Annotated in this window: 20 protein-coding genes; 11 read left to right on the top strand and 9 right to left on the bottom strand. The window is 42.8% G+C overall.

The annotated features are described in order from the left end of the window. The gene (locus I6E84_RS01235) at window positions 1-669 is read right to left on the bottom strand and encodes a hypothetical protein (RefSeq protein ID WP_197215608.1); all 669 of its coding nucleotides are present in this window, start codon (window positions 667-669) and stop codon (window positions 1-3) included. Window positions 670-1,147: 478 nt separating this feature from the next. Here I6E84_RS01235 and aroE point away from each other — a divergent pair, with 478 nt between their 5' ends. After that, a complete protein-coding gene (aroE, locus tag I6E84_RS01230) occupies window positions 1,148-2,008 on the top strand; it encodes a shikimate dehydrogenase (protein WP_197215607.1) in 861 nt (286 codons plus the stop codon). An 84-nt stretch (window positions 2,009-2,092) separates the two neighbouring features. Here the strand turns inward: aroE and I6E84_RS01225 are convergent, their stop codons facing one another. Then, window positions 2,093-3,220, bottom strand: a complete 1,128-nt coding sequence (locus I6E84_RS01225) for an FUSC family protein (RefSeq protein ID WP_197215606.1) — start codon at window positions 3,218-3,220, stop codon at window positions 2,093-2,095. Window positions 3,221-3,651: 431 nt separating this feature from the next. Here I6E84_RS01225 and I6E84_RS01220 point away from each other — a divergent pair, with 431 nt between their 5' ends. Continuing rightward, a complete protein-coding gene (locus I6E84_RS01220; protein WP_197215605.1) occupies window positions 3,652-5,472 on the top strand; it encodes an acyl-CoA dehydrogenase C-terminal domain-containing protein in 1,821 nt (606 codons plus the stop codon). 122 nt (window positions 5,473-5,594) lie between these two features. Here I6E84_RS01220 and I6E84_RS01215 read toward each other — a convergent pair whose 3' ends face one another. Both I6E84_RS01215 and ybaK read right to left on the bottom strand, forming a co-directional pair. Further along, entirely contained in the window at window positions 5,595-5,969 is a 375-nt protein-coding gene (locus I6E84_RS01215; protein WP_197215604.1) for a 5-carboxymethyl-2-hydroxymuconate Delta-isomerase, read from the bottom strand. Window positions 5,970-6,071: 102 nt separating this feature from the next. Beyond that, window positions 6,072-6,560 (bottom strand): Cys-tRNA(Pro) deacylase, encoded by a 489-nt coding sequence (ybaK, locus tag I6E84_RS01210; protein ID WP_197215603.1) that lies wholly within the window; start codon window positions 6,558-6,560, stop codon window positions 6,072-6,074. A 406-nt stretch (window positions 6,561-6,966) separates the two neighbouring features. Between ybaK and plsB the strand changes: the two genes are divergently transcribed. Beyond that, complete coding sequence (gene plsB / locus I6E84_RS01205; protein ID WP_413786928.1) at window positions 6,967-9,576, top strand: glycerol-3-phosphate 1-O-acyltransferase PlsB; 2,610 nt, start codon at window positions 6,967-6,969, stop codon at window positions 9,574-9,576. Between the two features lie 114 nt (window positions 9,577-9,690). Here plsB and ettA read toward each other — a convergent pair whose 3' ends face one another. After that, on the bottom strand, window positions 9,691-11,352 hold the full coding sequence (gene ettA / locus I6E84_RS01200) for an energy-dependent translational throttle protein EttA (protein ID WP_197215600.1): 1,662 nt from the start codon (window positions 11,350-11,352) through the stop codon (window positions 9,691-9,693). 415 nt (window positions 11,353-11,767) lie between these two features. Between ettA and I6E84_RS01195 the strand changes: the two genes are divergently transcribed. The 4 genes from I6E84_RS01195 (at window position 11,768) to I6E84_RS01180 (ending at window position 15,455) form a co-directional block, all read left to right on the top strand. Continuing rightward, entirely contained in the window at window positions 11,768-13,015 is a 1,248-nt protein-coding gene (locus I6E84_RS01195; protein ID WP_197215599.1) for a flavin reductase family protein, read from the top strand. A gap of 101 nt (window positions 13,016-13,116) precedes the next feature. After that, window positions 13,117-14,445 (top strand): fatty acid desaturase family protein, encoded by a 1,329-nt coding sequence (locus tag I6E84_RS01190; RefSeq protein WP_197215598.1) that lies wholly within the window; start codon window positions 13,117-13,119, stop codon window positions 14,443-14,445. A gap of 174 nt (window positions 14,446-14,619) precedes the next feature. Next, window positions 14,620-14,913 (top strand): GNAT family N-acetyltransferase, encoded by a 294-nt coding sequence (locus tag I6E84_RS01185; protein WP_197215597.1) that lies wholly within the window; start codon window positions 14,620-14,622, stop codon window positions 14,911-14,913. A gap of 248 nt (window positions 14,914-15,161) precedes the next feature. Next, on the top strand, window positions 15,162-15,455 hold the full coding sequence (locus I6E84_RS01180) for a 4a-hydroxytetrahydrobiopterin dehydratase (RefSeq protein ID WP_197215596.1): 294 nt from the start codon (window positions 15,162-15,164) through the stop codon (window positions 15,453-15,455). A gap of 127 nt (window positions 15,456-15,582) precedes the next feature. Here I6E84_RS01180 and I6E84_RS01175 read toward each other — a convergent pair whose 3' ends face one another. After that, window positions 15,583-15,738: a DUF1328 domain-containing protein gene (locus I6E84_RS01175; protein ID WP_082624527.1), complete on the bottom strand. Its 156-nt coding sequence runs from the start codon at window positions 15,736-15,738 to the stop codon at window positions 15,583-15,585. Between the two features lie 578 nt (window positions 15,739-16,316). On the opposite strand from I6E84_RS01175, the gene I6E84_RS01170 reads away from it, so the two are divergent. Further along, window positions 16,317-17,603 (top strand): saccharopine dehydrogenase family protein, encoded by a 1,287-nt coding sequence (locus I6E84_RS01170; protein ID WP_197215595.1) that lies wholly within the window; start codon window positions 16,317-16,319, stop codon window positions 17,601-17,603. Between the two features lie 613 nt (window positions 17,604-18,216). Beyond that, a complete protein-coding gene (locus I6E84_RS01165; RefSeq protein WP_197215594.1) occupies window positions 18,217-18,876 on the top strand; it encodes a hypothetical protein in 660 nt (219 codons plus the stop codon). Between the two features lie 199 nt (window positions 18,877-19,075). On the opposite strand, the gene I6E84_RS01160 is transcribed toward I6E84_RS01165, so the two are convergent. Then, complete coding sequence (locus I6E84_RS01160; RefSeq protein WP_197215592.1) at window positions 19,076-21,613, bottom strand: Tex family protein; 2,538 nt, start codon at window positions 21,611-21,613, stop codon at window positions 19,076-19,078. A gap of 391 nt (window positions 21,614-22,004) precedes the next feature. Here I6E84_RS01160 and ompR point away from each other — a divergent pair, with 391 nt between their 5' ends. Further along, complete coding sequence (gene ompR / locus I6E84_RS01155; protein ID WP_197215590.1) at window positions 22,005-22,763, top strand: two-component system response regulator OmpR; 759 nt, start codon at window positions 22,005-22,007, stop codon at window positions 22,761-22,763. Between the two features lie 64 nt (window positions 22,764-22,827). Continuing rightward, window positions 22,828-24,069: a CobW family GTP-binding protein gene (locus I6E84_RS01150; RefSeq protein WP_227681257.1), complete on the top strand. Its 1,242-nt coding sequence runs from the start codon at window positions 22,828-22,830 to the stop codon at window positions 24,067-24,069. 61 nt (window positions 24,070-24,130) lie between these two features. Here I6E84_RS01150 and I6E84_RS01145 read toward each other — a convergent pair whose 3' ends face one another. Both I6E84_RS01145 and I6E84_RS01140 read right to left on the bottom strand, forming a co-directional pair. After that, a complete protein-coding gene (locus I6E84_RS01145; protein WP_110922005.1) occupies window positions 24,131-24,397 on the bottom strand; it encodes a DksA/TraR family C4-type zinc finger protein in 267 nt (88 codons plus the stop codon). A gap of 152 nt (window positions 24,398-24,549) precedes the next feature. Then, the gene (locus tag I6E84_RS01140; RefSeq protein WP_227681256.1) at window positions 24,550-25,374 is read right to left on the bottom strand and encodes a YciK family oxidoreductase; all 825 of its coding nucleotides are present in this window, start codon (window positions 25,372-25,374) and stop codon (window positions 24,550-24,552) included. Window positions 25,375-25,446 lie beyond the last annotated feature (72 nt).

The following is a 25,446-nucleotide window of genomic DNA, read 5'->3' as shown; positions in this document are numbered from 1 at the left end:
TTAGCTATTATCTGTTTGAGCATCTGCTTTATTGATGACCAACATACAACTATAGAACTCACATTTTGCCAGCTCTACTTTTTGACCACCGATGGTTTTGTTTTTGATGATTTGTACATTGAGCATATCAGCTACGAGGTTACCGCCCTCATCACCCATCAACTTGCGCGCGAGCTGATAGGCCTTTTTGGCATGATTTTGACTCAGTTCTTTCTCTTCATCAGAGTCGGTAGGATTCGCAAAATACCACCCAAGCTCCAGATACTTTTCAGAATCAATAACGTCTAAATAAGGTGCTTCGGTATCCATAAAACGATATTTGGCTGCCGGATTACTGGCATAGTCCAAGCTGTTTTCATCAGTGCTCAAAACCTTACCAAAGGTCGACTGGATACCTTCCAAGTCACCGACGTTGATTGAGTTTACGCTTTCGTTGCCCCATGCCGAGACGTCATACTTTACTTGTGTGCGTTGCTGGGCCTTTCCAGCTTCTACCTCAGTATTCGTTGCAGCGCTATCATCTGCTGAAGCAGTCTCAGCGACTACTTGCTCGCTGGCTCCTGCATCGACGCTTTGGTCATCATCTGTATTGCTATTACAGCCACTCAACGACACACCAACTGCCATTATCGTACTGGCCAAAAGGGTCTGTAGGCTATTATTCCACATGGGCAATTTACTCACACTTTCAGATTGATCTCAAAAGAATATTAGCGCGCAAGCAAATATGCCGCTGCTAATGAATAATGTTTTTTTATGACTTCACATTTTCAAAGTCAATTTTTATAATGTAATAACCACTATAGTCGATTCAATTTAAAAGTAGTACAAGGCAAACGAGTGTAGATGTATATCTGATACGTCAAGCGAGGTTAACGCTGTCATACTTTTATAGTGGAATGACTACATAGGGCGTGTCATATAGTTTACCCAACTGCTTGATACTTGACCACCCTTTACGTTACGGATAACACTCCTAGAGAGTACATATTTGTTAAATACCTAACGCTTAAAAAAATGCTATCTATTCAAGCATTTATTCACGAAAGCATTGGTTTGTCAAACATCACGTTATCCCTTATGATAATAGCGCTTCAATGATTTTTTTATTAACGCTTTTTTGCCTTTTATAGCCCGCGGACCATATATGACTCAGCATTTTATCGTTATTGGCAATCCTATTGCCCACAGTAAATCCCCTGAAATCCATACGCTATTTGCAGAGCAAGCAGCTATTGATATCAGCTATCAGCGCCAGTACTGCCCTGACGATGCTGCCAGTTTTACCGCAGTGGTCGAAGCATTTTTTCATGGTGGCGGCGTTGGTGCAAACGTAACGGTTCCCTTTAAGCAGATCGCTTATGACTGCTGCGTGACGCGTGGTGGTCTATCAGAACATGCCAAAGTCGCAGGCGCAGTCAATACGCTACTGCTAAATACAGCACTATTAGAGAGTGGTGCACCAATCGCTGATGCACTCTATGGTGACAATACTGATGGTCAAGGTCTGGTCAATCATATCACGAGCTTAGGCTGGCCATTAGAAGGTGCGCGTGTGGCACTCATTGGTGCAGGCGGTGCGGCGCGAGGCGTGGTATTGCCATTGATTCAATCTGGTATCGGGGCGCTAACCGTTGCTAATCGTACACTGAGCAAGGCGACCAATTTAGTAGATGAGCTGAGTACCGCGAGTGAGACTATCGGTAAACACAGTATTGAGACTTGTGCGACCAGTGAATTGACCGGACAGTTTGATATCATTATTAATGCCACTTCTATCGGTCTGTCAGGCGATACCTTGCCACTGGATAATGACTTAAACTGCCAATATGCTTACGACATGATGTATGGTCGCACGCTACCATTCTTACAGCATTTTTCGGCACGTGACGCACAGATATCAGAGGGTTATGGCATGTTGATTGGACAAGCGGCCTTAAGCTTTGAGCGTTGGACGGGTCATATCGTTGATGTAACGCAAGCCACAAAGATCTTAAGTGGTCGTTAAGATAAGAGACACAGGCTCTACCAATAAAAAAGGCGTATAAATTCAATTTATACGTCTTTTTCTTATTCAGTTATTATCTAGCTCTTATCCAAAACGTGCCAGTAGCCAGTTTTCCATACGCCGTAATGGCACACGTAAATTGGTAGAGTGCATCACCACGCCGCCAGCCAGAGCCACCATACAGCCGATAGCGGTATCCACCAGACGTACGTAGGTTACATGTTTATACGCCTGCTCCACTAGCGGTACACCACTGCCATATTCGGCAATAAATATGGTCAACGGTGTGATAAATATCACGGCTAAACCATAATGACGGTCAACCAACGATTCAATACACAAAATCATCATCAACACGGAAGCAGCAACGCCCCATACCGACAACCCCCACGACATCATCCAACTGGCTAGCCCTGCACCCACCAAGGTCCCAAGCAAACGATGTACTTGCTTAATCCATATCGTCCGCAGATGTATCCCTTGAATAATAATGAAACAGCTAACTGCCGCCCAATAAGGGTGAGACATATTCAGCATCACCGCAATGACCAAAGACAACGTCACAAACCCTGCTACAATCACACTTTCACTAATGGTATCTGCCTGATAAGTATAGATTGGCGCAGGTTTACACTCACGTGTCAGTAATAAAAACAAAGAGTATGGCAGTGCCATCAGTACTGCAAACGCACTACCCAGCATGATAAGACCAATGGTATGTGGTAGCTGGGCAAGCGTGATAGGCATAAATAACGCGATAGCGCCTGCCATCATAATAAATAGCCCACCCGGTGGTGGCTGCTGATAATAGCGGCCAAACAGAACCACACTCAAAGATATCAGTACAAAGATGGGAAATATCAAAATAGGAATCTGCTGCGCCATCAGACCGAGCGCAAAGCATAGCGACATACCAAAGCCCCAAGCCATCACAGTGACCAAGCGATATGGCAGCTTACCGACTAAGGGTAAATTCAGAATTACCATTGCGCCTAACGAGCTGATGATACCTGCGGATAACGCATCAAAATAAGCGCTGACAAAAACAGGAAAGCTGATGGTGGTCGCAGAAAAAAGTGGAATATGCCACGGCCGACGGCTTTTATTGACTGTCGTTAAATGTGTGAGCTCACTATTGATAAATTTCGTAATAAAAATTTTAAAAATAGCGACCCATCGCCTGAGCGACGACATCGGTTTGGAGGCAACCATAAAACTCTGTCCTTACGAAATAACGTAACGTTATTAACACAATGGCGGTTAATAAGTATGTGATTATATTCTTAGTGCTGATAAATCTGAGTACTGATAAATTTGAGTGTTGGTAATTCTGAACATCTAACAGAATGCTAAATGTATAAATGTGTTGGAAATACTTGATTGGCCCTCAAGAAACCTTTTTATTTATAACTAATTTTTATTAAAAAACATAATATTCATGAATATTAGTTATGAAACATATATTTATTGCTAAAGAAGATTTATAATAAGAAAAATTATACACCACTGCCCATTAATGAATAGAACATATCGGCTAATAACAGCATCAAAGAAACTGCCTTAACCAACCCATTTCTGAACACACTTATATTTAACGCATATCTCACCTATAAATCGACATCAACAAATTAAAGAGAGCAACTATGTTAACTTACAAAGCGCCTTTACGTGATATCAAGTTTTTGATAAATGATGTTTTTGACTTTCAAACGCATTATAAAGATTTGGACAATGGCGAAAATGCTGACCCTGAAACAATCGATATGATTTTACAAGGCATGGCTGACTTTGCCGAAAACGTGCTTGCCCCTCTTTATCAATCGGCTGATGCAGAAGGTTGTCATTTTGATAATGGCGTGGTAACTACGCCTAAAGGTTTTAAAAATGCCTATGACCAGTTTGTAGAAGGCGGTTGGCAAGGTATTTCTTACCCAGAAGAATACGGTGGTATGAATTTACCGACCTCGTTAAACCTAATTAAAGCTGAAATGATTGGTACGGCTAACTGGCCATGGGCAATGTACCCTGGTCTATCAACAGGTTGTATCAACACCATATTGCAGTACGGTACTGATGAGCAAAAAGAAACCTACTTGCATAAATTGGTTGAAGGCTCTTGGGCGGGCACCATGTGCTTGACTGAGCCACAATGTGGTACCGATTTGGGTCAGGTTAAGTCTAAAGCTATTCCGCAAGAAGACGGCACTTATAAGCTTGGCGGCACCAAAATCTTCATCTCAAGCGGTGAGCATGATTTAACAGAAAACATTGTGCATATTGTACTAGCGCGCCTACCAAATGCACCAGAAGGTACTCGCGGTATCTCACTATTTATCGTACCAAAATTCTTGCCAAATGCAGAAGGCGAGATTGGTGAACGTAATGGTGTCACTTGTGGTTCTATTGAACACAAAATGGGTATCAACTCATCAGCAACGTGTGTCCTAAACTTTGATGATGCGGTCGGTTACCTGATTGGTGAGCCGAACAAAGGCCTAAAAGCTATGTTCACCTTTATGAACACGGCACGTATCGGTACTGGTATCCAAGGTTTAGCACATACTGAATTGTCATTCCAAAACGCCCTACCTTATGCCATAGATCGCCGTTCTATGCGTGCGCTATCAGGCACTAAAGAGCCTGAAAAAGTGGCTGATGCCATCATCAATCATGCTGATGTACGCCGCATGCTATTGACTCAAAAAGCCTTTGCCGAAGGTGGCCGCTCAATGATTTATCATTCAGCACGCTATGCGGACAAGATGGCGCAAGGCATCATTAATGGTGATGACGAAGAGTTCGAAAAATGGGATGACAAGCTTGGCTTCTACACGCCAATTCTAAAAGGCTTTTTAACCGAGCTTGGCATTGAAGCAGCCAAACATGGTCAGCAAATTTACGGTGGTCACGGCTATATTAAAGAATGGGGTATGGAGCTGATTGCTCGTGATGCTCGTATTGCCACTATGTATGAAGGCACAACTGGTATTCAGGCGTTAGATTTATTAGGCCGTAAAGTGATTTTGCAGTCAAAAGGTAAAATTATTCGCGACTATACTTCAAGCATCATGAAATGGTGTGGTGAATATGCGCTAGACAAAGATATGCGAAAATTTGTTTGGGCACTAACCAAGCTATGTGCTGAATGGAATACTTTGACTGTACGCTTAATGCTAATGGCACGTAAAGACCGCGAAATTATCTCTGCAGCATCGGACGATTTCTTAATGTACTCAGGCTATGTAATGATGGGCTACCACTGGGCACGTATGGCAGCAGTGGCTCATGACAAACTCAAAAATGGCGGCGTAGAAGCCCCAGAATTCTATAAAGCCAAAATCCAAACGGCAGAATTCTACTTTGATAAGCTATTACCACGTACCTCAGGTCACGCCGAAGGTATGGTTGCACCAAGCGAAAGCATGATGGCAATGCCAATCGAAAGCTTTGCTTTCCTAGATTAAAATTAAGACTAAGATTACAAAGTTAATAGATGACTCACAAAAAAGCGCCTAAATATAGGCGCTTTTTTATGGCTAATGGAAGTCAGCATTCTCGTACTAAAAAACTAATCAATAGCCAATTCCTAACTACCTAGCATTTTTTTGTGATATACGGCACTAAGCTCTTCCACTTCCACGCACACTTGCAGTGCTGCTCGCCCTGACTGCTCTGCGCGTAGCTGCTCTTCTATCGTTGTCATCAATAGCTCAGCAAGTTGATTTCGAGTCGCAATATCACGACCAGCCATCATTTTCAGATTCGCATAAACCATGCCATTTGCTTGTTCATCATCCTCAACACCTACCAAAAAAGTCTCAAGAGGTACGATGCGGGCTTTGATATCCGTTGGTTTACCAAAATGTCCAGTATCCCATAGCGCTTTATTCAAAGACTTAAGCAATGATTCTTCGTGAGGAACACTGACATTAGGGGTCACTTGCAGGGTTAAATGTGGCATGAATATATCCTTATAAAATATAAGTGAAGGTAGGACTTAAATGGTTAGGGTCTGTTGAACATTCAAAAGGATAAACTTATTTGATATCAGCGACAATGCTTTTTAATCATCAGTAATGTTACTAAACAGTGCTGTCAAAGTCGCAGCCAATTGCAGAGGTGGCAGCTCAATCTCTAAACCGCGGCGACCACCACTCACATACATCATTGTATGCGATTCAGCCGAGCTATCTATGATTGTCGCTAAGCGTTTCTTTTGTCCTAGTGGGCTGACACCGCCCAGCACATAACCTGTACTACGCTCTACTTGCTTTGGATCTGCCATTTGTACTTTTTTGCAAGGCAGTATTTTATTAGAGGATAAAGCTTTGGCCATTTTTTTAAAGTTTAAAGTCTTGTCTACTGGCAAAATAGCAACAGCGAGCGTACCCACCTCCGTCGTTACTATCAAGGTTTTGAAAACTTGTGCGACGTCTACACCGAGTTTTTCGGCAGCTTCTAAGCCAAACGAGGCTGCATTACTGTCGTGAGTATATTCATGCAATTGGTAGTCAAGACCACGTTTTTTGGCAAGATTGATTGCTGGAGTCATAATACTTTCATATCATTAAGTGAAGTTATTGAGTAGGAGAAATAGTATTTATCGTATTTTATACCACAATATTATTATGCTAAAGACCTTATTTTTCAAATAATTAAGCATATTCCGTATGCAGCTAGCTCACAAGATAGTAAACAGCCCGTATGAATATTAGTAGTATATACAGACACTATATATCGCTTTGATGGCTTTTATGGCATCATAAGCGCAATATATTTAACTACTTTTGATATCCATTATGATACCCAGTTTCTTAAAGAATAAGTTCCTAAAAAAACGGATTTTTAAAGCGCCCATCACTACTGACAGCGGCTCTAGTACTGACGTCAATCCAATCGCCGCCAAGTCCTACTCGGGTGCTCCGATCAATCAGCTATATCGCAAGCTATCGGGTCACATGCTCGACGTGGCTGTCAAACCCAAGCTGTTAGGTGAGTTACCTGAGTTTGATGCTGACGATCAGACATTAAGATTTTATGTTCTACAAGACTATTCCCGCTCCAACAGTATTTTGATCGATTTGCAGACGCAAGAGCACAATTTACCGCCAGCATTGGTCGGGGTACACGATGCCGAGCATAATATTAAAGAAAATGCAGCTATTATCTTTTTAAATCATCCAGGTGCCAAAGACAGTCAGTTATCACCGCGCTTGTCACGCTTAGTATCGGCTGTATTACAGTATCCAGAGCTAAAAGTGCGTTTGGTCCCTGTCTCTATCCTATGGGGACGTGCGCCAGAAAAAGAAGATTCACTGTTTAAGCTACTAACTACTGATAACTGGGAAGATCCAAGCATTACTAAGCAGTTATTTAATATTGGGGTCATGGGACGCGATACCTTTGTACAGTTTCATCCACCACAAGATTTGCGCACCCTTATCGATAATAGCCTCAAAGGCGATGTAGAAGGGCCTTCTATTTTTGAGTCGCTAGCCACTGACATACAAGATAGCTCTGTCAAAGAAGCCTCTATAAAGGAAGATACTGACGATGCGCCAAGTTACGCGTTGGTAGCGACTGCCGATAGCAATCGCGAACTGGTGCGTATGTTGCAGCAACAGCTTTCGATTTATTTAGACAAACAACGTGCCAGCATGCTCGGCCCTGATTTGTCAGACAGACGCAATTTGGTAGACAAACTGGTGTACTCGCCCGCTATCAAGCATGCGATAGAAGCAGAAGCTGCAGAAAAAGGTACGACTACCCGTGAGGCACGAAGCCTAGCAAAAGGCTATGCCAACGAGATGGTAAATGATTACTCTTATCCTATCATTCGAGTATTCGACCGCTTCTTAACGTGGTTGTGGACGCAGTTGTATGATGGCGTAGAAGTACACCATTTTGAACGAGTACGAGAGCTAGCAACCGACTACGAAATTATCTATGTGCCGTGCCATCGTAGCCACGTTGACTACCTATTACTATCTTATGTCATCTACAAACGTGGTTTGAGTATTCCTTATGTCGCTGCGGGTGATAACCTTGATGTGCCAGTATTAGGCCCTATGCTACGCGGTGCCGTGGCATTCTTTATCCGTCGTAGTTTCCGTGGTAATGCCCTATACACCTCTGTATTACGCGAATACATGCACACGTTAATCACACGCAATACACCCATCGAATACTTTATCGAGGGTGGTCGCTCTCGCTCAGGTCGCCTGCTACCACCGAAAATGGGTATGCTGGCGATGACGGTACACAGTCAACTGCGCAAAACCAATAAGCCTGTGGTGTTTATTCCGACTTATATCGGCTACGAGCGTATTATGGAGGGCGGCACTTATGTTGGCGAACTTAAAGGCAAACCAAAAGAGTCTGAGTCTTTGCTTGGACTGCTCAAAGTAGGCCGCAAAATTGAGCGTATCTTTGGTAACGTACATCTAAGCTTTGGTACACCACTACACCTCACCGAATTTATGAAAAAGTTTGATGTACCTGCAGACAGCTTGCCTTCTGACCGTACTGACACACCACTTGATGACAAAGCCAGCGCGATGGTCGACAACATCGGTGTAAAAATCATGCAGCACATTAATAAAGCTGCTGTTGTCACACCCGTATCGCTGTTGTCACTGGTGTTATTGTCAGCGCCTAAAGCAGCACTGGATGAAAATAGCTGCCGAGAGCAAATTGAGCTTTATCAAGGTTTGGCCAAGCAGCTTGCTTATTCAGATGATACTGTCATCACGGATATGACCCCGCAGCAAATCATTGATTATGGTATTAAGCTCAAGCTTATCGAGCGTACCCCTCATATTTTGGGTGATATCATTCAGGTGGCAGGTAAGCAAGACGCCTTGCTCAGCTACTTCCGCAATAACATTTTGCATGTTTTTATCCTGCTGTCTTTCTTATCAGCGTTAGTCGCACGTAATGGCCGTATCAAACGCAGTCGTTTGGATAGTATCGCTGAGCAGCTGTATCCGTTCCTGCAAAGCGAGCTATTCTTATATTATCCAGCGCATGGCTTGGCTGATACCCTCAATAAAAAAGTCGATAGCCTACTCTCTCACGGACTAATCGTTGAATTAGGCGATGGCATACTCAGTGTGCCTGAGTCAAATAGCAAGTGCTATCAACAGTTACAAGTGCTCGCAACGCCAGTTGGGCAAAGCCTTGAACGTTACTTCATGACGCTTGCCCTACTCGCTCAACAAGGCTCAGGTAATCTGACTGAAAATGAAGTCGTTGATCTGTGTCATTTGCTTGGTCAGCGATTATCTGTGCTATATGCTGATGATATTCCTGACTTTTTTGATCGTGCCTTGTTTACCAGCTTTATCGGTGCCTTGACTCGTCTCGATTATTTACAAAAAGACAGTGAAACAGGTGTGCTGACGTTTGATCAGCGTATCAATGACATCGCTCATCATGCTAAATATGTGCTGACACCTGACATGATGCAAATCTTGCAACAGGTCGCCAGTTTAGATGACGCTGAAATTACCCATGCGATTACTGAGATTAGCAACAAAAAACAGCGTAAATTCGGGCGTAAGCGTTAGGCTTTGAATAGAACTAACTATCTAATTACTTGAACAAATAAAATTAAGCAATAAAAAAGACCTCTAATAGTTAGAGGTCTTTTTTATTGCGTTTGAATAGTCTAAACAGCCGTATTAGTTGGTGATTTTCTTATACTTGGCGCGTTTAGGACTAGCGTCATCACCCATGGTCTTTTTACGATAGGTTTCAAACTCAGAGTAGTTGCCGTCGAACCAAACTGGACCTTCTTCTTCGAATGCCAAGATGTGGGTAGCGATACGATCAAGGAACCAGCGATCATGCGATACAACCATTACTGTGCCTGGGAATACTTGAATCGCATCCTCTAGCGCACGTAATGTCTCGATATCCAAATCGTTTGATGGTTCATCGAGTAGTAGTACGTTCGCGCCCTGCTTTAGCGTCTTCGCCAATTGTAAGCGGTTACGTTCACCACCTGATAACTGACCAACGCGTTTTTGCTGATCTGAGCCTTTAAAGTTAAAGCGGCCAATATAAGCACGGCTTGGCGTGGTGTACTCACCAACCGTAATAATGTCAAGGCCGTCAGATACTTCTTCCCAAACCGTTTTTTCGTCATCTAAGTGATCACGTACCTGACCGACATAAGCCACTTTGACACTTTCGCCCAAATCAACTGAACCAGTATCTGGCGTATCACGTTCCGTAATCATGTTGAATAGCGTGGTTTTACCCGCACCATTTGGACCGATGATACCAACAATGGCACCAGCTGGCACGTTAAAGCTTAGGTTTTCATAGAGCAAGCGATCACCAAACGATTTAGCAATATCGTTTATCTCGATTACTTTATTACCTAGACGTGGACCAGGCGGAATATAAATCTCAGCCGTTTCGTTACGCTGTTGGAACTCTGTTGAGTTCAACTCTTCAAAACGCTGTACGCGAGATTTAGACTTGGCTTGTTGGCCTTTCTGGTTTTTACGAATCCACTCAAGCTCTTTTTTCAGCGCTTTAGCAAATGACTCTTCTTGTTTATTTTGCTGCTCTAGACGCGTGTTCTTTTGCTCTAGCCACTCAGTATAGTTGCCTTCATACGGATAGCCATGGCCACGGTCAAGCTCTAAGATCCATTGAGCGACATTGTCTAAGAAATATCTATCATGGGTAATAGCAACGATAGTACCGCTGTAGTTCTGCAAGAACTGCTCTAGCCATGCAACAGACTCGGCGTCCAAATGGTTGGTCGGTTCGTCAAGTAATAGCATGTCCGGACGTGACAGTAGTAGACGACATAGTGCCACACGGCGTTTTTCACCACCAGATAGCTTACTAACGTCCGCATCCCATGGTGGCAGACGTAGCGCATCGGCTGCTTTTTCGAGCTGATTGTTTAGGTTGTGCGCATCCCACGATTGGATGATGTCTTCCATCTTGCCCTGCTCTTCAGCAAGCTTGTCAAAATCAGCATCAGGCTCAGCATATTCAGCATAGATGGCGTCTAGACGTGCTAGCGCATCTAATGCTTCACGCATGCCATCTTCGACATTACCACGAACGTCTTTGCTGTCATCAAGCTGTGGTTCCTGCGGCAAATAACCGACTTTGGTACCGGCTTGTGCACGTGCTTCACCGCTGAATTCAGTGTCGACGCCTGCCATGATACGTAGCAAGGTAGATTTACCTGAACCATTGATACCCAATACACCAATCTTGGCACCTGGGAAAAACGATAGGTTAATATTTTTTAGAATTTCACGCTTAGGTGGAACAAGTTTTGACACGTTGTTCATCGTGTAGATATATTGAGCCATTAACACTCCGATAGACTGCATAGAAGAGGCTAGCAAATCATACTTGGCAGTGATGCCAAGTGTGCCGCACCTCAAAATCAGGGTTACAAATTATAAGCCATTATCGCATTGTGGCGCATACCCTGCAAGCCAACAGATTGTTTTAGCGTTTGTTTTACTGTTTTTGTCAAAGAGCGCCCTGCTTTCTGTCGAAAAGCGACAACGAAACCTACCATCAAACTGCCGCACTTAACATTTTGATTCATTACTGTTTTATAAAGACCACAAAAAACAGCATCAAACCTTATGAAAATTTAATCAATAACCTTTAAAATATTAGCTTATCTTAACAAGATAACCTGACTTAGTTTATGTTATACCAAATGAGTTACACTCAATAAGACAGCTCAATAGTATCGGAAGAGGTAATGCGTTTATGGCTACTGGCTACCGCCCTGAAATTATCCAACGTGCGTTTGTTGATTTTGTTGGGTCACGCTTGCATCCATTTTGGTCGTTGACCCGTCCTAAATTACGGTTGATTGCACGGCAGACTCTCAATGACGATTTGACTGCGGTTCAGTTCGAAGGCAATCATGCTTTTAGACGACAAGTATTTGATCGACAGAATGGCTGGCATGGTGGTCAATACATTGGTTTAACGGTCGTGATTGACGGCGTTCATCATCAGCGTCATTACTCATTGGTCGGTTTACCTAAGCAACCGTTATATTTGCAATCGGATATCGACAATAGTGATAGTAGTGAGAATAAGCAGTTACAGTCGAATATAATTACCATTGCCATCAAACCTCAAGGATTGGTCTCCAACTATCTAACACAGCAAGCACCACTGGGCACCATATTCGATAGTAGTTTGCCCAGTGGCGACTTCACCTTGGCACAGGCAAAGCTTGGTACACAAAGTGCTAACCAATTACCACCTGCACCGCAATCACTACTGTTTATTTCAGGAGGCAGCGGCATTACTCCAATGCTAGGTCTTATCACACAAGCCTTATCGCAAGGCCATACGGTCACATTGTTGTATTACAGTCGCATGCCACTGGCAGAGACGCCTTTTTTGAAGCACTGGAAGCAATTAAAAGACAGTTATCCAAACTTTACTTATCACTTTATCAATACAGAAGACCCTGATAGTTATTTGGCAGGTACGCGACATCTAAGCGCGGAAAGCTTGTTGGCACTTAATTTGCCGTTAGTAGATACGCAGATATTTGTTTGTGGATCGCAGGCATTATTAGCCGGACTATATGATGCTGTTCAAGCAATTACATCATTAGATATGGACTCACTGAAAGACAAACGCTCGTTGCACGACAATCTTATATTCGAGCGTTTTGGCAGTCTGTCACATGAGCTTGCTATCAATGGCAATAGTCATAATACAGACAACGAGAAAGATGATATAGCAACGCAAACGGTCTATTTGCGCGGTCGACAGCGACAATTTAATACCAATACCACGTTACTCATCGGTGCCGAGCAAGCAGGTATAACTCTCAGTTATGGGTGTAGGCAAGGTATCTGTCAGCTGTGTCGCTGTAACAAAGCCAGCGGCGTGGTCAAAAATATTGAGACGGGAAAAATAAGTAGCGATGGCTATGAATCGATTCAAACCTGCATCAATATTGCCATGACAGATGTGGTGTTAGATATATAAGATGATTGAAACTATGAGTCAAATTATCCAATAAAATCTAGACACCTGATGAAACCAACCCTATGACATTCGATATTAATAGCCTTAGTTAAGGAGTTTCTATGCGTTTATTACCGCCTATGTTTACTGCACAGTCTGCCGTATCTGCATTTTCGACAGATACGAATATACAATCGAAACAAAATCTATATCCAACATTGACGGGTGCGCAATTACCAAAAGACCAAAGTGACGCGCTAGCCGATGAGTTAAACACGCTCTACCAAAGCGTCATGGATTCACTGGGTAGCGATGATGCGCGTTATATTCAACGTGTACATGCTACTGTGGTCTATAGCGAAATTATCTCTCGTAGTTTACTTGCAGTGGCTGGGCGTATGCCATCGAAACGAGGTATAGTCACTACTTGGCTACTCGGCACTTCTCTATTGAGCTTCAGCAAAATTCTGAATAATATGGAGCTTGGGCATAACGTCATGCACGGGCAATATGACTGGATGCAGCATCCGTATCTTAACAGTCAAAAATTTGATTGGGACATCGTTTGTCCTGCACCGCTATGGCAGCATTCGCACAATTACTTGCATCACACGTTTACCAATATCGTTGGCCGTGACCATGACGTCGGCTATCATTTAATTCGCGTGACTGACGAGCAGCCTTGGACACCAAGCGACTGTTATAACCTGTTCAGTACCATGGTATTGGCCTTGGGGTTTGAGTGGGCAGTCGCCTTTCATGATATTCAAATTAGTGCTGATGAATATGCTGATTCGCCGCAGCTCACAGAGATAATGCGACCCAAATCTCGTGGTTTATTTGCCAAAATTGCAAGGCAGGTCGGCAAAGACCATATCGCATTTCCTACGATAGCAGGGCTGGCGTTAGGTCGACGTAGTGCGATGACCACCCTGAGCGGTAACATCACTGCCAACATGGCGCGCAATTTGTGGACATGGGCAGTGATATTTTGTGGGCATTTCACAGACCAAGCACATATTTATACTGAGCTTGATACCAATGAAAGTAAAGGTGATTGGTATATACGCCAAGTTCTCGGCTCGAGCAACATTCAAGGTAGCAAGTTATTCCATATTTTAACGGGCAATTTATCACATCAGATTGAGCATCATATTTTTCCTGATATGCCAGCCAACCACTACGCTCGCATATCACCGCAAGTACAGGACATATGCCGCAAGTATAACCTGCCCTACAATACTGGCCGTTTTGGTCGCCAGCTGCGTCAGGTCATCGGTCGTATACGTCACTTTAGCAAACCGAGCGCTGAGGAATGGCAGGCGTATTTACAGTCGCAAGCCTCAGAATCGACTCATGCTGCTAAAGAAGAGCAAGATGATGCTCCAGTCATCCGTGGGTTAGGAAAATACCTTCCCCCCGTCATGCGCCAAGCATTGTTTTATTTGTAGGGCATCGCCAACATAGACATAGTCAGTCGTTCCAACGACTCTTAACATTTGGCCTATCTACTCTTACGGTAAAGAGCTATAGATTAGATGACAAAATACGCATAATAAGAAGTAGAAATATAGACACAAACGATAACTGACAATAATGACACTTAATAATAATGGAGAGTAGCTATGAGTAATCAAACTGCTGAACAACCTATGAAAATTAGCCACGACATAGAAGCCAAACGATTTGAAACCGCTATCGACGGTCATATTGGCTATATCAGCTATCAAGAGCGCGATGGCAAACTGATCTACGACCACACTATCGTACCGCAAGCTTTAGGCGGACGCGGTGTCGGATCAACATTGGTCAAACACGCACTCAATTATGCACGTGAGAATGATAAGAAAGTGGTGTCACAATGTTCATTTGTATCGTCATACATCAATAAACATCCAGAATATAAAGACTTGCTGTAATCCAATACTAGCAAATATATTCTAAGTAAGAACTTAGCCTTACCTTCTTTTTTATTTGTTGTCTGCGCTCGTATATTTATCTTTAAATATATGGCAAGATGACAAATACAGGAGCGATTTATGTCTTATAATAATTTATAGAATAAGGCATTTTTACATTTATTCTGTATCGTTAGTCGCACTGTATTAGATGTTATCTAATATAATTTTTAATAAACCAAGTCAGCATAACAATAAAGGTTATTAATATGAGTAGTCTATCTGATAAACAAGTGGATTTGCAGCTAGAAGAGTTGCCAGGCTGGCAGCGTGATGGTAATGCTATCGTGAAAACATATCACTTTAGCGATTTTATTGAAGCTATGAGCTTCATGAATCAAGCAGCATTTTATGCTGAAGCACTTGAGCATCATCCTGAGTGGCGTAATACCTATAACGTGGTGGAAGTGCGACTCACCACTGATGATACAGGCGGCATCACCAGTCATGATATTCGTCTAGCCAAACGTATGGAATATATTATTCAGCCCAAACGCCTATAGTGATATGTGAATACTTTGATATTTAAATAAACAGTTCAAAAAAATTAGCCATAAAAAAGTCCTCATAATGATATGAGGACTTTTTTATTTAACGATTTATTTTTGTTTAATAGTCTATGATCAGTTATTACATCTTGCGGCTTACGAATGCGACGATGAATAAAATGACAGCAACAGCTAAGAAAATGTATGCTAAATTAGCAGACAGTCCAGCGACACCGCCAAAACCTAGGAAACTTGCCAACAATGCGATTACAGCAAAAATAATAGCCCAACGAAACATAATCTTCTCCTTAAATAGTTATTGAGAAATCAGACATAAGACTCATAAAATAAGTATCAATTAAAGCTGGAAAGTACTGACCAGTATAATGAATAGCTATTATCCATATTCGTCCTGTTATATCTGACGTCTCCTTTTTTGTTTTTAGTATTAATGATATTTTTAGTATTAGTAATAACTGCTTACGACCTTAGATTAGCAATATTCATCTTCAAAAAACGTTCACTTTGGTAATAAAATCGGCAAGTTATGTAATCTTTGTAGCAAATCTTAGATTTCTGGCATTTTTCTCTAGTTTTATAGGACTTGTGTATAGAGAGAGTGAGTTGGTTTTTATTGGCTATCATTTTCACCATATAATCTGATATAAACAGTAAGTAGCAAATACCTTTTATTTATCATTATTACCTTCAAAGACAGTTTTTTTAAAAAAACAAATGCCAATTATGATAGCCGTAGTCAGATAAATATTTCACTCGTATAGATAATTTGGCTTAGTCTTAGTTGTGCTAAGTCATTCATCAAGAAACCATTCATTTTAAAGTGACTCATTCAATAACCTATTAAGGATAATAAATATGGATACCAATACGGAAACCTCCAACAACACACTACAAAGCAGTAGTAAAAACCGTCCTTACGCGGTTGTTCTATACGGTGCAACCAGCTTCGTTGGAAAAATTACGGCACATTATCTAACAGAGTTTTTGTCCAATGCCAAAGACGCAAATGGTGCTAATGTCACGTGGGCCATAGCAGGTCGTGACGAAGCAAAACTGAATGAGCTACAGTCAGAGCTAACAAGCAAAGTAGATATCATTATTGCTAACAGTCATGATTCGGCGAGCCTCGATGAGATGACCAAACAAACCCAAGTCATCATCTCTACCGTTGGCCCCTACCTTAAGTATGGTGAACCGCTAATTAAATCTTGCAGTACTAATGGTACGGATTATGTCGACCTCACTGGTGAAGCCATCTTTATCAAAGACATGATGGATAAATATCAAGATGCGGCAAAACAAAGTGGTGCTCGCATCGTCAACTCATGCGGATTTGACTCTATTCCATCAGACTTGGGTGTGTACTTTACGCAAATAAAAGCAGAAGAAAAGTTCGGTGACGCGTGCGATGTGATTCACATGCGTGTAAAAGCGGCAAAAGGTGGTCTGTCGGGCGGTACCATTGCCTCTATGGCGACTATTTTTGAAGAAGTCGGAAAAGACAAATCACGTCGTAAGCAGGTAGCAAACCCTTATTTACTCAACGATGATACAGATGCGCCAAACGTGCGCCAAGATAATGTCAGCAAGCCAGAATACGATAGTGAGCATAAGCGCTGGCTTGCACCTTTTGTGATGGCAAGTATCAATACTCGTATCGTACATCGTAGCAATCAGCTGCTCGGCTATGAATATGGTCGTGGCTTTAAATATGACGAAGCGATGTGGATGAAAGATGGGTTGCAGGGTCAGCTATCAAGCTATGCCTTGAGCGCAGGTTTGTTTGGATTTGCCACGGCTATGATGATTACACCGAGCCGTGAATTATTATCCAAACACGTATTGCCCAAATCAGGTTCTGGCCCTTCTAAAGAAGAGCAGAAAAACGGCTATTTTGATATTCGGCTCTTTGGACAGACCACCAAGAAAGACACGATTAATACCAAAGTCACAGGTGATAAAGATCCTGGCTACGGCAGCACCTCGCGCATGCTGGCTCAAGCGGCACTGTGTTTGGCACAAGATGTCAGTAAAGAGACTGTTGGCGGTGGTTTTTGGACACCAGCATCTGCGATGGGTGATCAGTTACTTACACGCTTAGAAGAGCATGCAGGCTTGAGTTTCGAAGTCGTCGACCATTAATGTCGTTAACCCTATATAAAAGAGATATAGCATGAAGTTTGCTCAAATTAGTAGCTGTAGCAATTTCACCTAGTCTCTTTGTCTTACAACTCTCTTGGAATAACGATAGCTAATAAGAAATTTGATTTTTAGTACTTTTCTAACCGTATCTTGATATCAAGGTACGGTTTCTTAATATCGGGATTTCATAACGATTTTAAGGAAGAGAAAAATACATCGCAACTACCAATATATGCTCCATTACAACAACAAAAATACAGTCATTGCACGATGTCACATGAAAACATCAAGCTGTGAGACTATTAATTTATGTACTACTGAATTAATGTGAGCTTAGTTGGTATTCTCCTCTACAGAGTTTATGACTGGTCAATAGTCAGTTAATAATATCATCTTACTCAATCATGATAGCCAACGTAGCGGTTATCATGATTTTATTTTACCTATATATTATTTGTTAACTATACTAAATATATATATTTAAAATTATAAACAGCTCTATGTTATACGGAACAAGTTGTACGAAATAATATTGAACACTGGTTAGTTTAAGAGTTTTTAATAAGACTACTTTGAACTGGCACATTAAATTTGTAATTCAAGGAATTAATCCATGCAAAAACGTACTTTACCTCTATCGCTACTTATTGGTGCAGCGCTGACTCTTCCAAGTTTGGCAATGGCAGCACCTGCAAATATGAAACCAGTAGACATGCAAAAAGCAGCTGCTGATAGCGCGATGCAAGCTAACGTTGAAAGTGCAGAGGGTGAGATCGCTTCTGCTGAATCCAGCCCATTTCAAATCAGTGAGACTCAAACGATTTCTATTGCGCGAACCAATAGCAATGCAGGCATGGCTACGCAAGTAGAAGATATGCAACAGCCAGACATGCAACAGCCAGATATGCAACAGCCAGACATGCAACAGCCAAATATGCAACAGCCAAATATGCAGCAACCAAATATGCAGCAACCAAATATGCAGCAACCAAATATGCAGCAACCAGACATGCAGCAACCAGACATGCAGCAACCAGACATGCAGCAACCAGATATGCAACAACCAAATATGCAGCAACCAAATATGCAACAACCAGATATGCAACAACCAGATATGCAACAACCAGATATGCAACAACCAGATATGCAACAACCAGATATGCAACAACCAGATATGCAACAACCAGATATGCAACAACCAGATATGCAACAACCAGATATGCAACAACCAGATATGCAGCAACCAGATATGCAACAACCTATCATCAGATAGTTAAGCAATATCGAATTACGTAAAGCCGTAATCTCATGTTGTGCTTCCAAAAATAAAGGGCAGTGGTGAAGTATTAATGACCACTCACCTAACCAATCTTAAGATACTTTATTTTTTGCGAATGACATAAATGATAGACAAAAAAAGGCAGCCTAATGGCTGCCTTTTTTTGTCTTATAAAACTTAATTGCCCATTAGGCTATTTCTTAGTTTTGGTTACACCCGCTTCTTGCAACAGTGCACCGAGGGTACCCATCTTGCTAGGCGCTTCAGTTTTCTCAGCTCTTGGCGCTTTGCTACGATTACTGCTAGCATTGCCTTTGTCCTGACGATCACCACGTGGCTTGCTTGGTCGCTTGTCAGCAGCTGGACGGCTGCTATTTGGGCGATTGCTACGTGGACGACTAACTTTCTCATCAGAGCTAGTTTCTTTAACAGTAGGTTTTGCTGCTGAACGTGCTGGTTTTTCAGACTCAGGCTTCATGCTGAAACCAATACGACCACGCTTTTCATCAATAGAGATGACACGTACTGACACAATATCACCTGGCTTGACGCGGTTCATGGGATCAGCGACGAAATCATTGGCCATCTGTGAAATATGAACCAAACCGTCTTGATGAACACCGACATCGACGAAACAACCGAAAGCTGTCACGTTAGTCACGACACCTTCAAGCTGCATGCCTTCTTCTAAATCTTTGATGCTATTTACATCATCACGGAAATTGGCCGTCTTAAACTCAGGACGTGGATCACGTGCTGGTTTAGCCAGTTCGTCTAAGATTGCTTTTATGCTGATATTGTCATCATTAGCAGCAATTGCAGTGGTATCGATAGTATTTAGTATGCCATCATTACCGATGATTTCTGGCAAGGCTTTGCCCGTTTGCGCAAGTAAGCTATCGACCAATGCATAACTTTCTGGATGCACACCGGTGGCGTCAAGTGGATTACTACCATCATGGATACGCAAGAAGCCTGCTGCTTGTTCAAACGTCTTAGCACCCAAGCGTGGGACATTCTTCAATGACTCACGACTGTCGAATGCACCGTGTTCTTTACGATAGGTGACGATTTGTTGAGCGACATTGCGATTGAGACCAGCGATGTGCGCCAAAATAGCAGGGCTAGCAGTGTTCACATCGACACCAACTGCGTTTACGCTATCTTGAGTTACTTTGTCTAAACTATCTGCTAGCTGAGTCTGATTGACGTCATGCTGATATTGACCCACACCAATGGCTTTTGGATCAACTTTAACGAGCTCTGACAACGGATCTTGCAAGCGACGAGCGATAGATACTGCACCACGTACAGAGACGTCCATATTGCCAAGCTCATCACTGGCCAGCTCACTGGCTGAGTAGACTGATGCGCCTGACTCATTGACGATAACAGCTTTGGCTTTTAGCTCAGCATTGGCTGCCAAAATCTCTTTAATCATCGCATCTGTTTCGCGACTTGCCGTACCATTCCCGATAGCCACTAGATCGACGTTATAAGTGCTTAACAATTCATCGATGACTTTTTTGGCTTCACCCATTTTATTATCAGGGGCAAACGGATAAACGGTTGAAACAACAGGCTTGTCTTCGCTATCTAGCATGACATGGCCTTGAGCATCGACAATCGACATTTTGACACCATGGCGAATGCCAGGATCGACACCTAAAATAACTTTGCGGCCGGCAGGTGCTGACATTAACAAGTGCTGCAGGTTATTTGCAAATACATCAATCGCATCTGCTTCAGCAGTCAGACGTTTTTCAGTCAATAAACGATGTTCAATATGCGGACGCCATTTGTCTTTCCATAGGCTGCTAGCCGCTTCTGTTAAGAACTCACGGCGAGCGGCTGGTGCAGTAGCATCAACATTGAAATGGCTAATAGCTTTTTCGATAAACGGTGCGTCTTCGCCTTCAATTTTCAGACCCAAAACGTTTTCTTGACGACCACGTAGCATTGCTAATAGGCGATGATTTGGTAGACGAGCTAGGCTTTCACTGTGCTCAAAATAGTCTTTGAATTTCTCACCAACTTCACGTTTTTCATCACTAGCAACGCTCGACACGATACTGGCCGTCTTGGCAAAACCACTGCGCAAGTTGTCTAGCAAATCTAGTGCTTGCGTCCATTCGTCAACGATGATGGCTTGTACACCAGCCAATTGCTTTTCGATATCGCTGAAATCAACGTCAATCTCATTACCACTATCATCGGTAATGCTAGACTGTACTTGATAGTCCGCTAGTGCCTCTGTTGGGGTAATCTCTTGTGTTAGCACCGCTTGGGCAGCAACATCGAGACCAGCAGCACGTGCTTTAGCAGCAGGTGAACGGCGACGCGGACGATATGGTAGGTAGATGTCTTCTAGCTCAAGTTTAGACGTCGCATTATCGATACGTGCCTGTAGCTCGTCAGTTAAATTACCTTGCGTGCTGAGCAGCTCAGTAATTTTTAGGCGACGGGTGGCCATGTCACGCTCGTAATTGAGAGACTTCTCTAACGCTCGTAATTGCGCATCATCAAGATCCTGAGTCTTCTCTTTGCGGTAACGGGCAATAAACGGAACAGTCGCGCCTTCATCGTAAAGTTTGACAAACGCATTGACTTGAGCAGTCTTAATGCCAAGCGCGCGAGCAAGCTTGTCGTGAATATTCGCGTGTGTGGTTGCATCCAAAACCTTTGCATTTGTCGAGGTTTGAGATGGCGTTAAGGTATCAGTGCTACTCATATACGTATCAATCGTTGAGAAATGTAGTTTTGCATTATAGCAAAAGCTGCATGAATAAAAATCCTTTTTATCTTTTCGTTATTTATCGCGTGTTTTATATCAAAAATCGCCGAATATCATAGGTTCTGTCGCCTTGTTAAACAAACGCATACAGCATTTGTCCTTATGAGTGATGCAATTAGTTGTGCAATCTTATACACTAAAGTATCAATAACTAAAATATCGGTATGTTCTGATACATTGAACAATAGTTTTCAATTATGTGAAGATATTGCTTCTGACCAGTAATTAGATAATGATACTGTTTTTATTCATAATTTTTCACACGTGTTTTACACATGTTGTTATGTATATTTTCTGCTAATAATAATTTTTATAAGAGGATGCCTGTATGCCTGATAATACCAGCCCCGATACTTTGACTCAGCGTATTTTAGTCGTCGATGACGATGCACGTCTGCGCTCGTTGTTACAACGCTTTCTGGAAGACGACGGTTTTGTCGTTCGTACTGCTCATGATGGCAGTCAGATGGACAAGTTAATGCAGCGCGAACTGTTTTCTTTAGTCGTACTAGATTTGATGCTACCAGGCGAAGACGGTATTAGTATCTGCCAACGTCTGCGCGAAGACAATGGCGACATCCCTATCATTATGCTGACTGCTAAAGGTGGCGATGCAGATCGCATTGCAGGACTCGAAGCGGGTGCTGATGATTATCTGCCTAAGCCATTTAATCCAAAAGAGCTATTGGCCCGTATCAAAGCTGTATTGCGTCGCCAAAACCGCGAGCTACCTGGTGCACCTAGCCATCAGCTTGAAGTGGTTGAATTTGGGCCGTGGACATTAGACCTATCGACTCGTACGCTCAAACGTGACGGCAACGTTGTTACTTTAACGACAGGTGAGTTTTCGGTATTAAAGGCTTTAGTACAGCATCCACGTGAGCCATTGACCCGTGACAAACTGATGAACCTTGCGCGTGGTCGTGAATGGGGTGCGATGGAACGTTCTATCGATGTACAGGTGTCACGTTTACGTCGCTTGATCGAAGATAACCCTTCTCAAGCACGCTACATCCAGACTGTTTGGGGTGTGGGCTATGTATTCGTCCCTGACGAAGCTGAAGTAGAAGTCATTAAGGGTGAATAACCTTTGGCTGATGTCATTTCTTTTAATATAGGCCGTGTTTGGTTGTTCACAAACACGTGCCAATATGATGAGTATCTCTGTGAAAAACCCTATTATCTTTCAAAACATACCCTGCACCTTAGTGACAGGGTTTTTGGGTGCTGGCAAAACCACTGTCATTAATCAGCTGCTTGCAACAAAACCAACTGATGAACGCTGGGCATTACTGATTAATGAATTTGGTCGTATTGGTATTGATGGTGCATTACTAGCCAGCTCACAAGACAACTCGAGTGAGCAAAAGAACATTGCGATTCGTGAGGTCAGCGGTGGCTGTATTTGCTGTACCAGTCAGCTACCTTTACAAATAGCTATCAGCCGACTACTCAGTGAGCACCATCCCCAGCGCCTGCTCATTGAGCCGACAGGGCTTGCTCATCCACGTGAGCTGATCATGCAACTCAGTGCTCCGCATTGGCAGACAGCGCTTAAAATGCAAGCGGTGATAACCGTACTTAGTGGTGCGCAATGGCAACAAGATAAATATCGCAATAATGATGGGTTTCAAGCGCATGTCCGCGATGCTGATGTGTTGGTGATTAACCGCTATACCCAACTAAGTGATAGCGAAAAACAGGCACTACAAACGTGGATAATCAAATTAAATCCGCAGGTAAACATCATTTGGACAATGTCTGAGCAGCTATCTCATGAGACGAGTGACTCATCCAATATCCATCTATCAAAATCAAGCCTATCAGAGTTAAGCATTCAACTCACCAAGCCGAGTCAGACGATCTCAAAACAACGCACGATAAATATCGCTCGCCCTAACAAGTCAGTGATTGGCTTACAACCTCGGGTTGGCGCTATATCAGCTGCTTCGTTATCTTCCCCATCGTCCAACGTTCTAGTAGACAATGATGATGAGATCATTACCGATACAGAGCAGCCTTACCGCTATCATGAAACGCAGCAAGACATACTATTGGCAGGATGGCGACTGCCAGCACACTATGTATTGAAAGCTGATGAATTACAGAGTTGGCTATTAAGGCTACCAAGCTGGCAACGCATCAAAGGCGTGGTACGTACGTCTGATGGCTGGCTACAAATTAATTTTACCCCTGACAGCTTGACCACGAGCACGGTCAGTCCTCAGGTTGATAGTCGGTTGGAAATCATCTTGCAGTTGGATGAAGTTAGTCATGATGACAACGATTCAGCGGTAGAAAGCGATGGTTCAGAAGAAAGAGATAAGACAGCGCTTTCTTATTCTATAGACTGGGAAGCATACGATACTGAGCTAATGGCATTGGTTCTATAGTAATAGACAAAAAAAGGGCGGACATTGCGATATAAAATAGCAATGTCCGCCCTTTTACTTTTTAGCGTAGTTGACTGTCCTTACTACCCCGACGATTGAACAATTCGGCAGCGCGTGCCTCTTGTTCAAGTTCTGTCTGACAACCTACGCAGTGTTGAATACCTGGTACGGCTAAACGCCTTGCCTCTGGAATGGGATTGCCACATTCATCACACAGCTCAGCACTATCGCCCGTTGGCAGCGAACGTCGTGCCCGTTCCAGTGCATCATTAACGGTCGCATCCATTTGCTCGTGCTCAGCACCATCTCTTGACCAACCACCTGCCATAATTCCATCCTATTTATTATCATTAGTTATTACAAATCACTTTAATAACAGATAGATGGGGTTTTTTATAACTGATTACAACCTACTGCTAGGTGCAAAAGATATGTATGAAAGTGATAAATAACCACATTCCCTAGCAAATAATCACACCATCAATCTTTTGGTTGCAGCTCGACCACTTGCCCGCGTACACCGATGCTGTCATCACTCATCAGACAAACATAGCCTGCCATGATATCTTCAGGTGTTTTTAGGCTCATAGGATTTTCGCCTGGGTATGCATGGGCGCGCATGTTGGTACGAGTACCACCAGGATTGACACAGTTAAAACGCAAATTAGTGGTGCTCTGCGTCTCCTGAGTAAAGATATCACTCATACCCTCTACCGCTTGCTTTGAGAGCGCATAAGCCCCCCAAAATGCACGAGGATGTGTACCAACTGTACTAGACGTAAAGACAATAGAGCCATTATCCGCATCTTTAAGTAGTGGTAGCAACGCTTGGGTGAGCATAAACGTCGAGGTAAAGTTAACTTTCATCACTTGAGAAAAGGTATCAACGTCATACATCTCAAGCGGCGTCAGCTGTCCAAGCAGACCTGCATTGTGCAAAATACCATCCAGTTTACCGACTTCTTTGCCAATCAATCCTTCGAGCTGCTGCATTTCAGCATACGTTGCGCCTTCTAGATTCATCGGTAACATCGCTGGTTGATTACCACCAAAGCTCTCTATCTCATCATACACATATTCCAGCTTGCTACTGGTACGTCCAAGCAGCAGAACCGTCGCACCATAGCGAGCGTAGGTTAATGCAGCGACTCGACCAATACCATCACCGGCACCCGTCACCAAAATAGTCTTACCATCTAAACAATTATCAGATGGCACAAAACGACGAATATCATCATGAGTTAAAGGTTGCTTGGTGTTTTGAATATCTTGTTGGTCAGCCGATTGGTCAATATTTGCGCTCATGTAATTGCTCACTGCTTATCGTTTAATAGGTTGGGATGTTTTCTTACATTGTCTGATTCAGAGTTATTCATT

Origin of the sequence: Psychrobacter sp. SCQQ22 (genome assembly GCF_015864605.1) — a bacterium.
In the GTDB taxonomy this organism is placed as follows: domain Bacteria; phylum Pseudomonadota; class Gammaproteobacteria; order Pseudomonadales; family Moraxellaceae; genus Psychrobacter; species Psychrobacter fozii.
This window is presented reverse-complemented; position numbering and strand designations above follow the sequence as displayed.

Excerpts from the sequence above, each read along its gene's own strand:
- I6E84_RS01235 (WP_197215608.1), bottom strand. The coding sequence starts at position 669 with ATGTGGAATAATAGCCTACAGACCCTTTTGGCCAGTACGATAATGGCA.
- aroE (WP_197215607.1), top strand. The coding sequence starts at position 1,148 with ATGACTCAGCATTTTATCGTTATTGGCAATCCTATTGCCCACAGTAAA.
- I6E84_RS01225 (WP_197215606.1), bottom strand. The coding sequence starts at position 3,220 with ATGGTTGCCTCCAAACCGATGTCGTCGCTCAGGCGATGGGTCGCTATT.
- I6E84_RS01220 (WP_197215605.1), top strand. The coding sequence starts at position 3,652 with ATGTTAACTTACAAAGCGCCTTTACGTGATATCAAGTTTTTGATAAAT.
- I6E84_RS01215 (WP_197215604.1), bottom strand. The coding sequence starts at position 5,969 with ATGCCACATTTAACCCTGCAAGTGACCCCTAATGTCAGTGTTCCTCAC.
- ybaK (WP_197215603.1), bottom strand. The coding sequence starts at position 6,560 with ATGACTCCAGCAATCAATCTTGCCAAAAAACGTGGTCTTGACTACCAA.
- plsB (WP_413786928.1), top strand. The coding sequence starts at position 6,967 with ATGCTCGACGTGGCTGTCAAACCCAAGCTGTTAGGTGAGTTACCTGAG.
- ettA (WP_197215600.1), bottom strand. The coding sequence starts at position 11,352 with ATGGCTCAATATATCTACACGATGAACAACGTGTCAAAACTTGTTCCA.
- I6E84_RS01195 (WP_197215599.1), top strand. The coding sequence starts at position 11,768 with ATGGCTACTGGCTACCGCCCTGAAATTATCCAACGTGCGTTTGTTGAT.
- I6E84_RS01190 (WP_197215598.1), top strand. The coding sequence starts at position 13,117 with ATGCGTTTATTACCGCCTATGTTTACTGCACAGTCTGCCGTATCTGCA.
- I6E84_RS01185 (WP_197215597.1), top strand. The coding sequence starts at position 14,620 with ATGAGTAATCAAACTGCTGAACAACCTATGAAAATTAGCCACGACATA.
- I6E84_RS01180 (WP_197215596.1), top strand. The coding sequence starts at position 15,162 with ATGAGTAGTCTATCTGATAAACAAGTGGATTTGCAGCTAGAAGAGTTG.
- I6E84_RS01175 (WP_082624527.1), bottom strand. The coding sequence starts at position 15,738 with ATGTTTCGTTGGGCTATTATTTTTGCTGTAATCGCATTGTTGGCAAGT.
- I6E84_RS01170 (WP_197215595.1), top strand. The coding sequence starts at position 16,317 with ATGGATACCAATACGGAAACCTCCAACAACACACTACAAAGCAGTAGT.
- I6E84_RS01165 (WP_197215594.1), top strand. The coding sequence starts at position 18,217 with ATGCAAAAACGTACTTTACCTCTATCGCTACTTATTGGTGCAGCGCTG.
- I6E84_RS01160 (WP_197215592.1), bottom strand. The coding sequence starts at position 21,613 with ATGAGTAGCACTGATACCTTAACGCCATCTCAAACCTCGACAAATGCA.
- ompR (WP_197215590.1), top strand. The coding sequence starts at position 22,005 with ATGCCTGATAATACCAGCCCCGATACTTTGACTCAGCGTATTTTAGTC.
- I6E84_RS01150 (WP_227681257.1), top strand. The coding sequence starts at position 22,828 with ATGATGAGTATCTCTGTGAAAAACCCTATTATCTTTCAAAACATACCC.
- I6E84_RS01145 (WP_110922005.1), bottom strand. The coding sequence starts at position 24,397 with ATGGCAGGTGGTTGGTCAAGAGATGGTGCTGAGCACGAGCAAATGGAT.
- I6E84_RS01140 (WP_227681256.1), bottom strand. The coding sequence starts at position 25,374 with ATGAGCGCAAATATTGACCAATCGGCTGACCAACAAGATATTCAAAAC.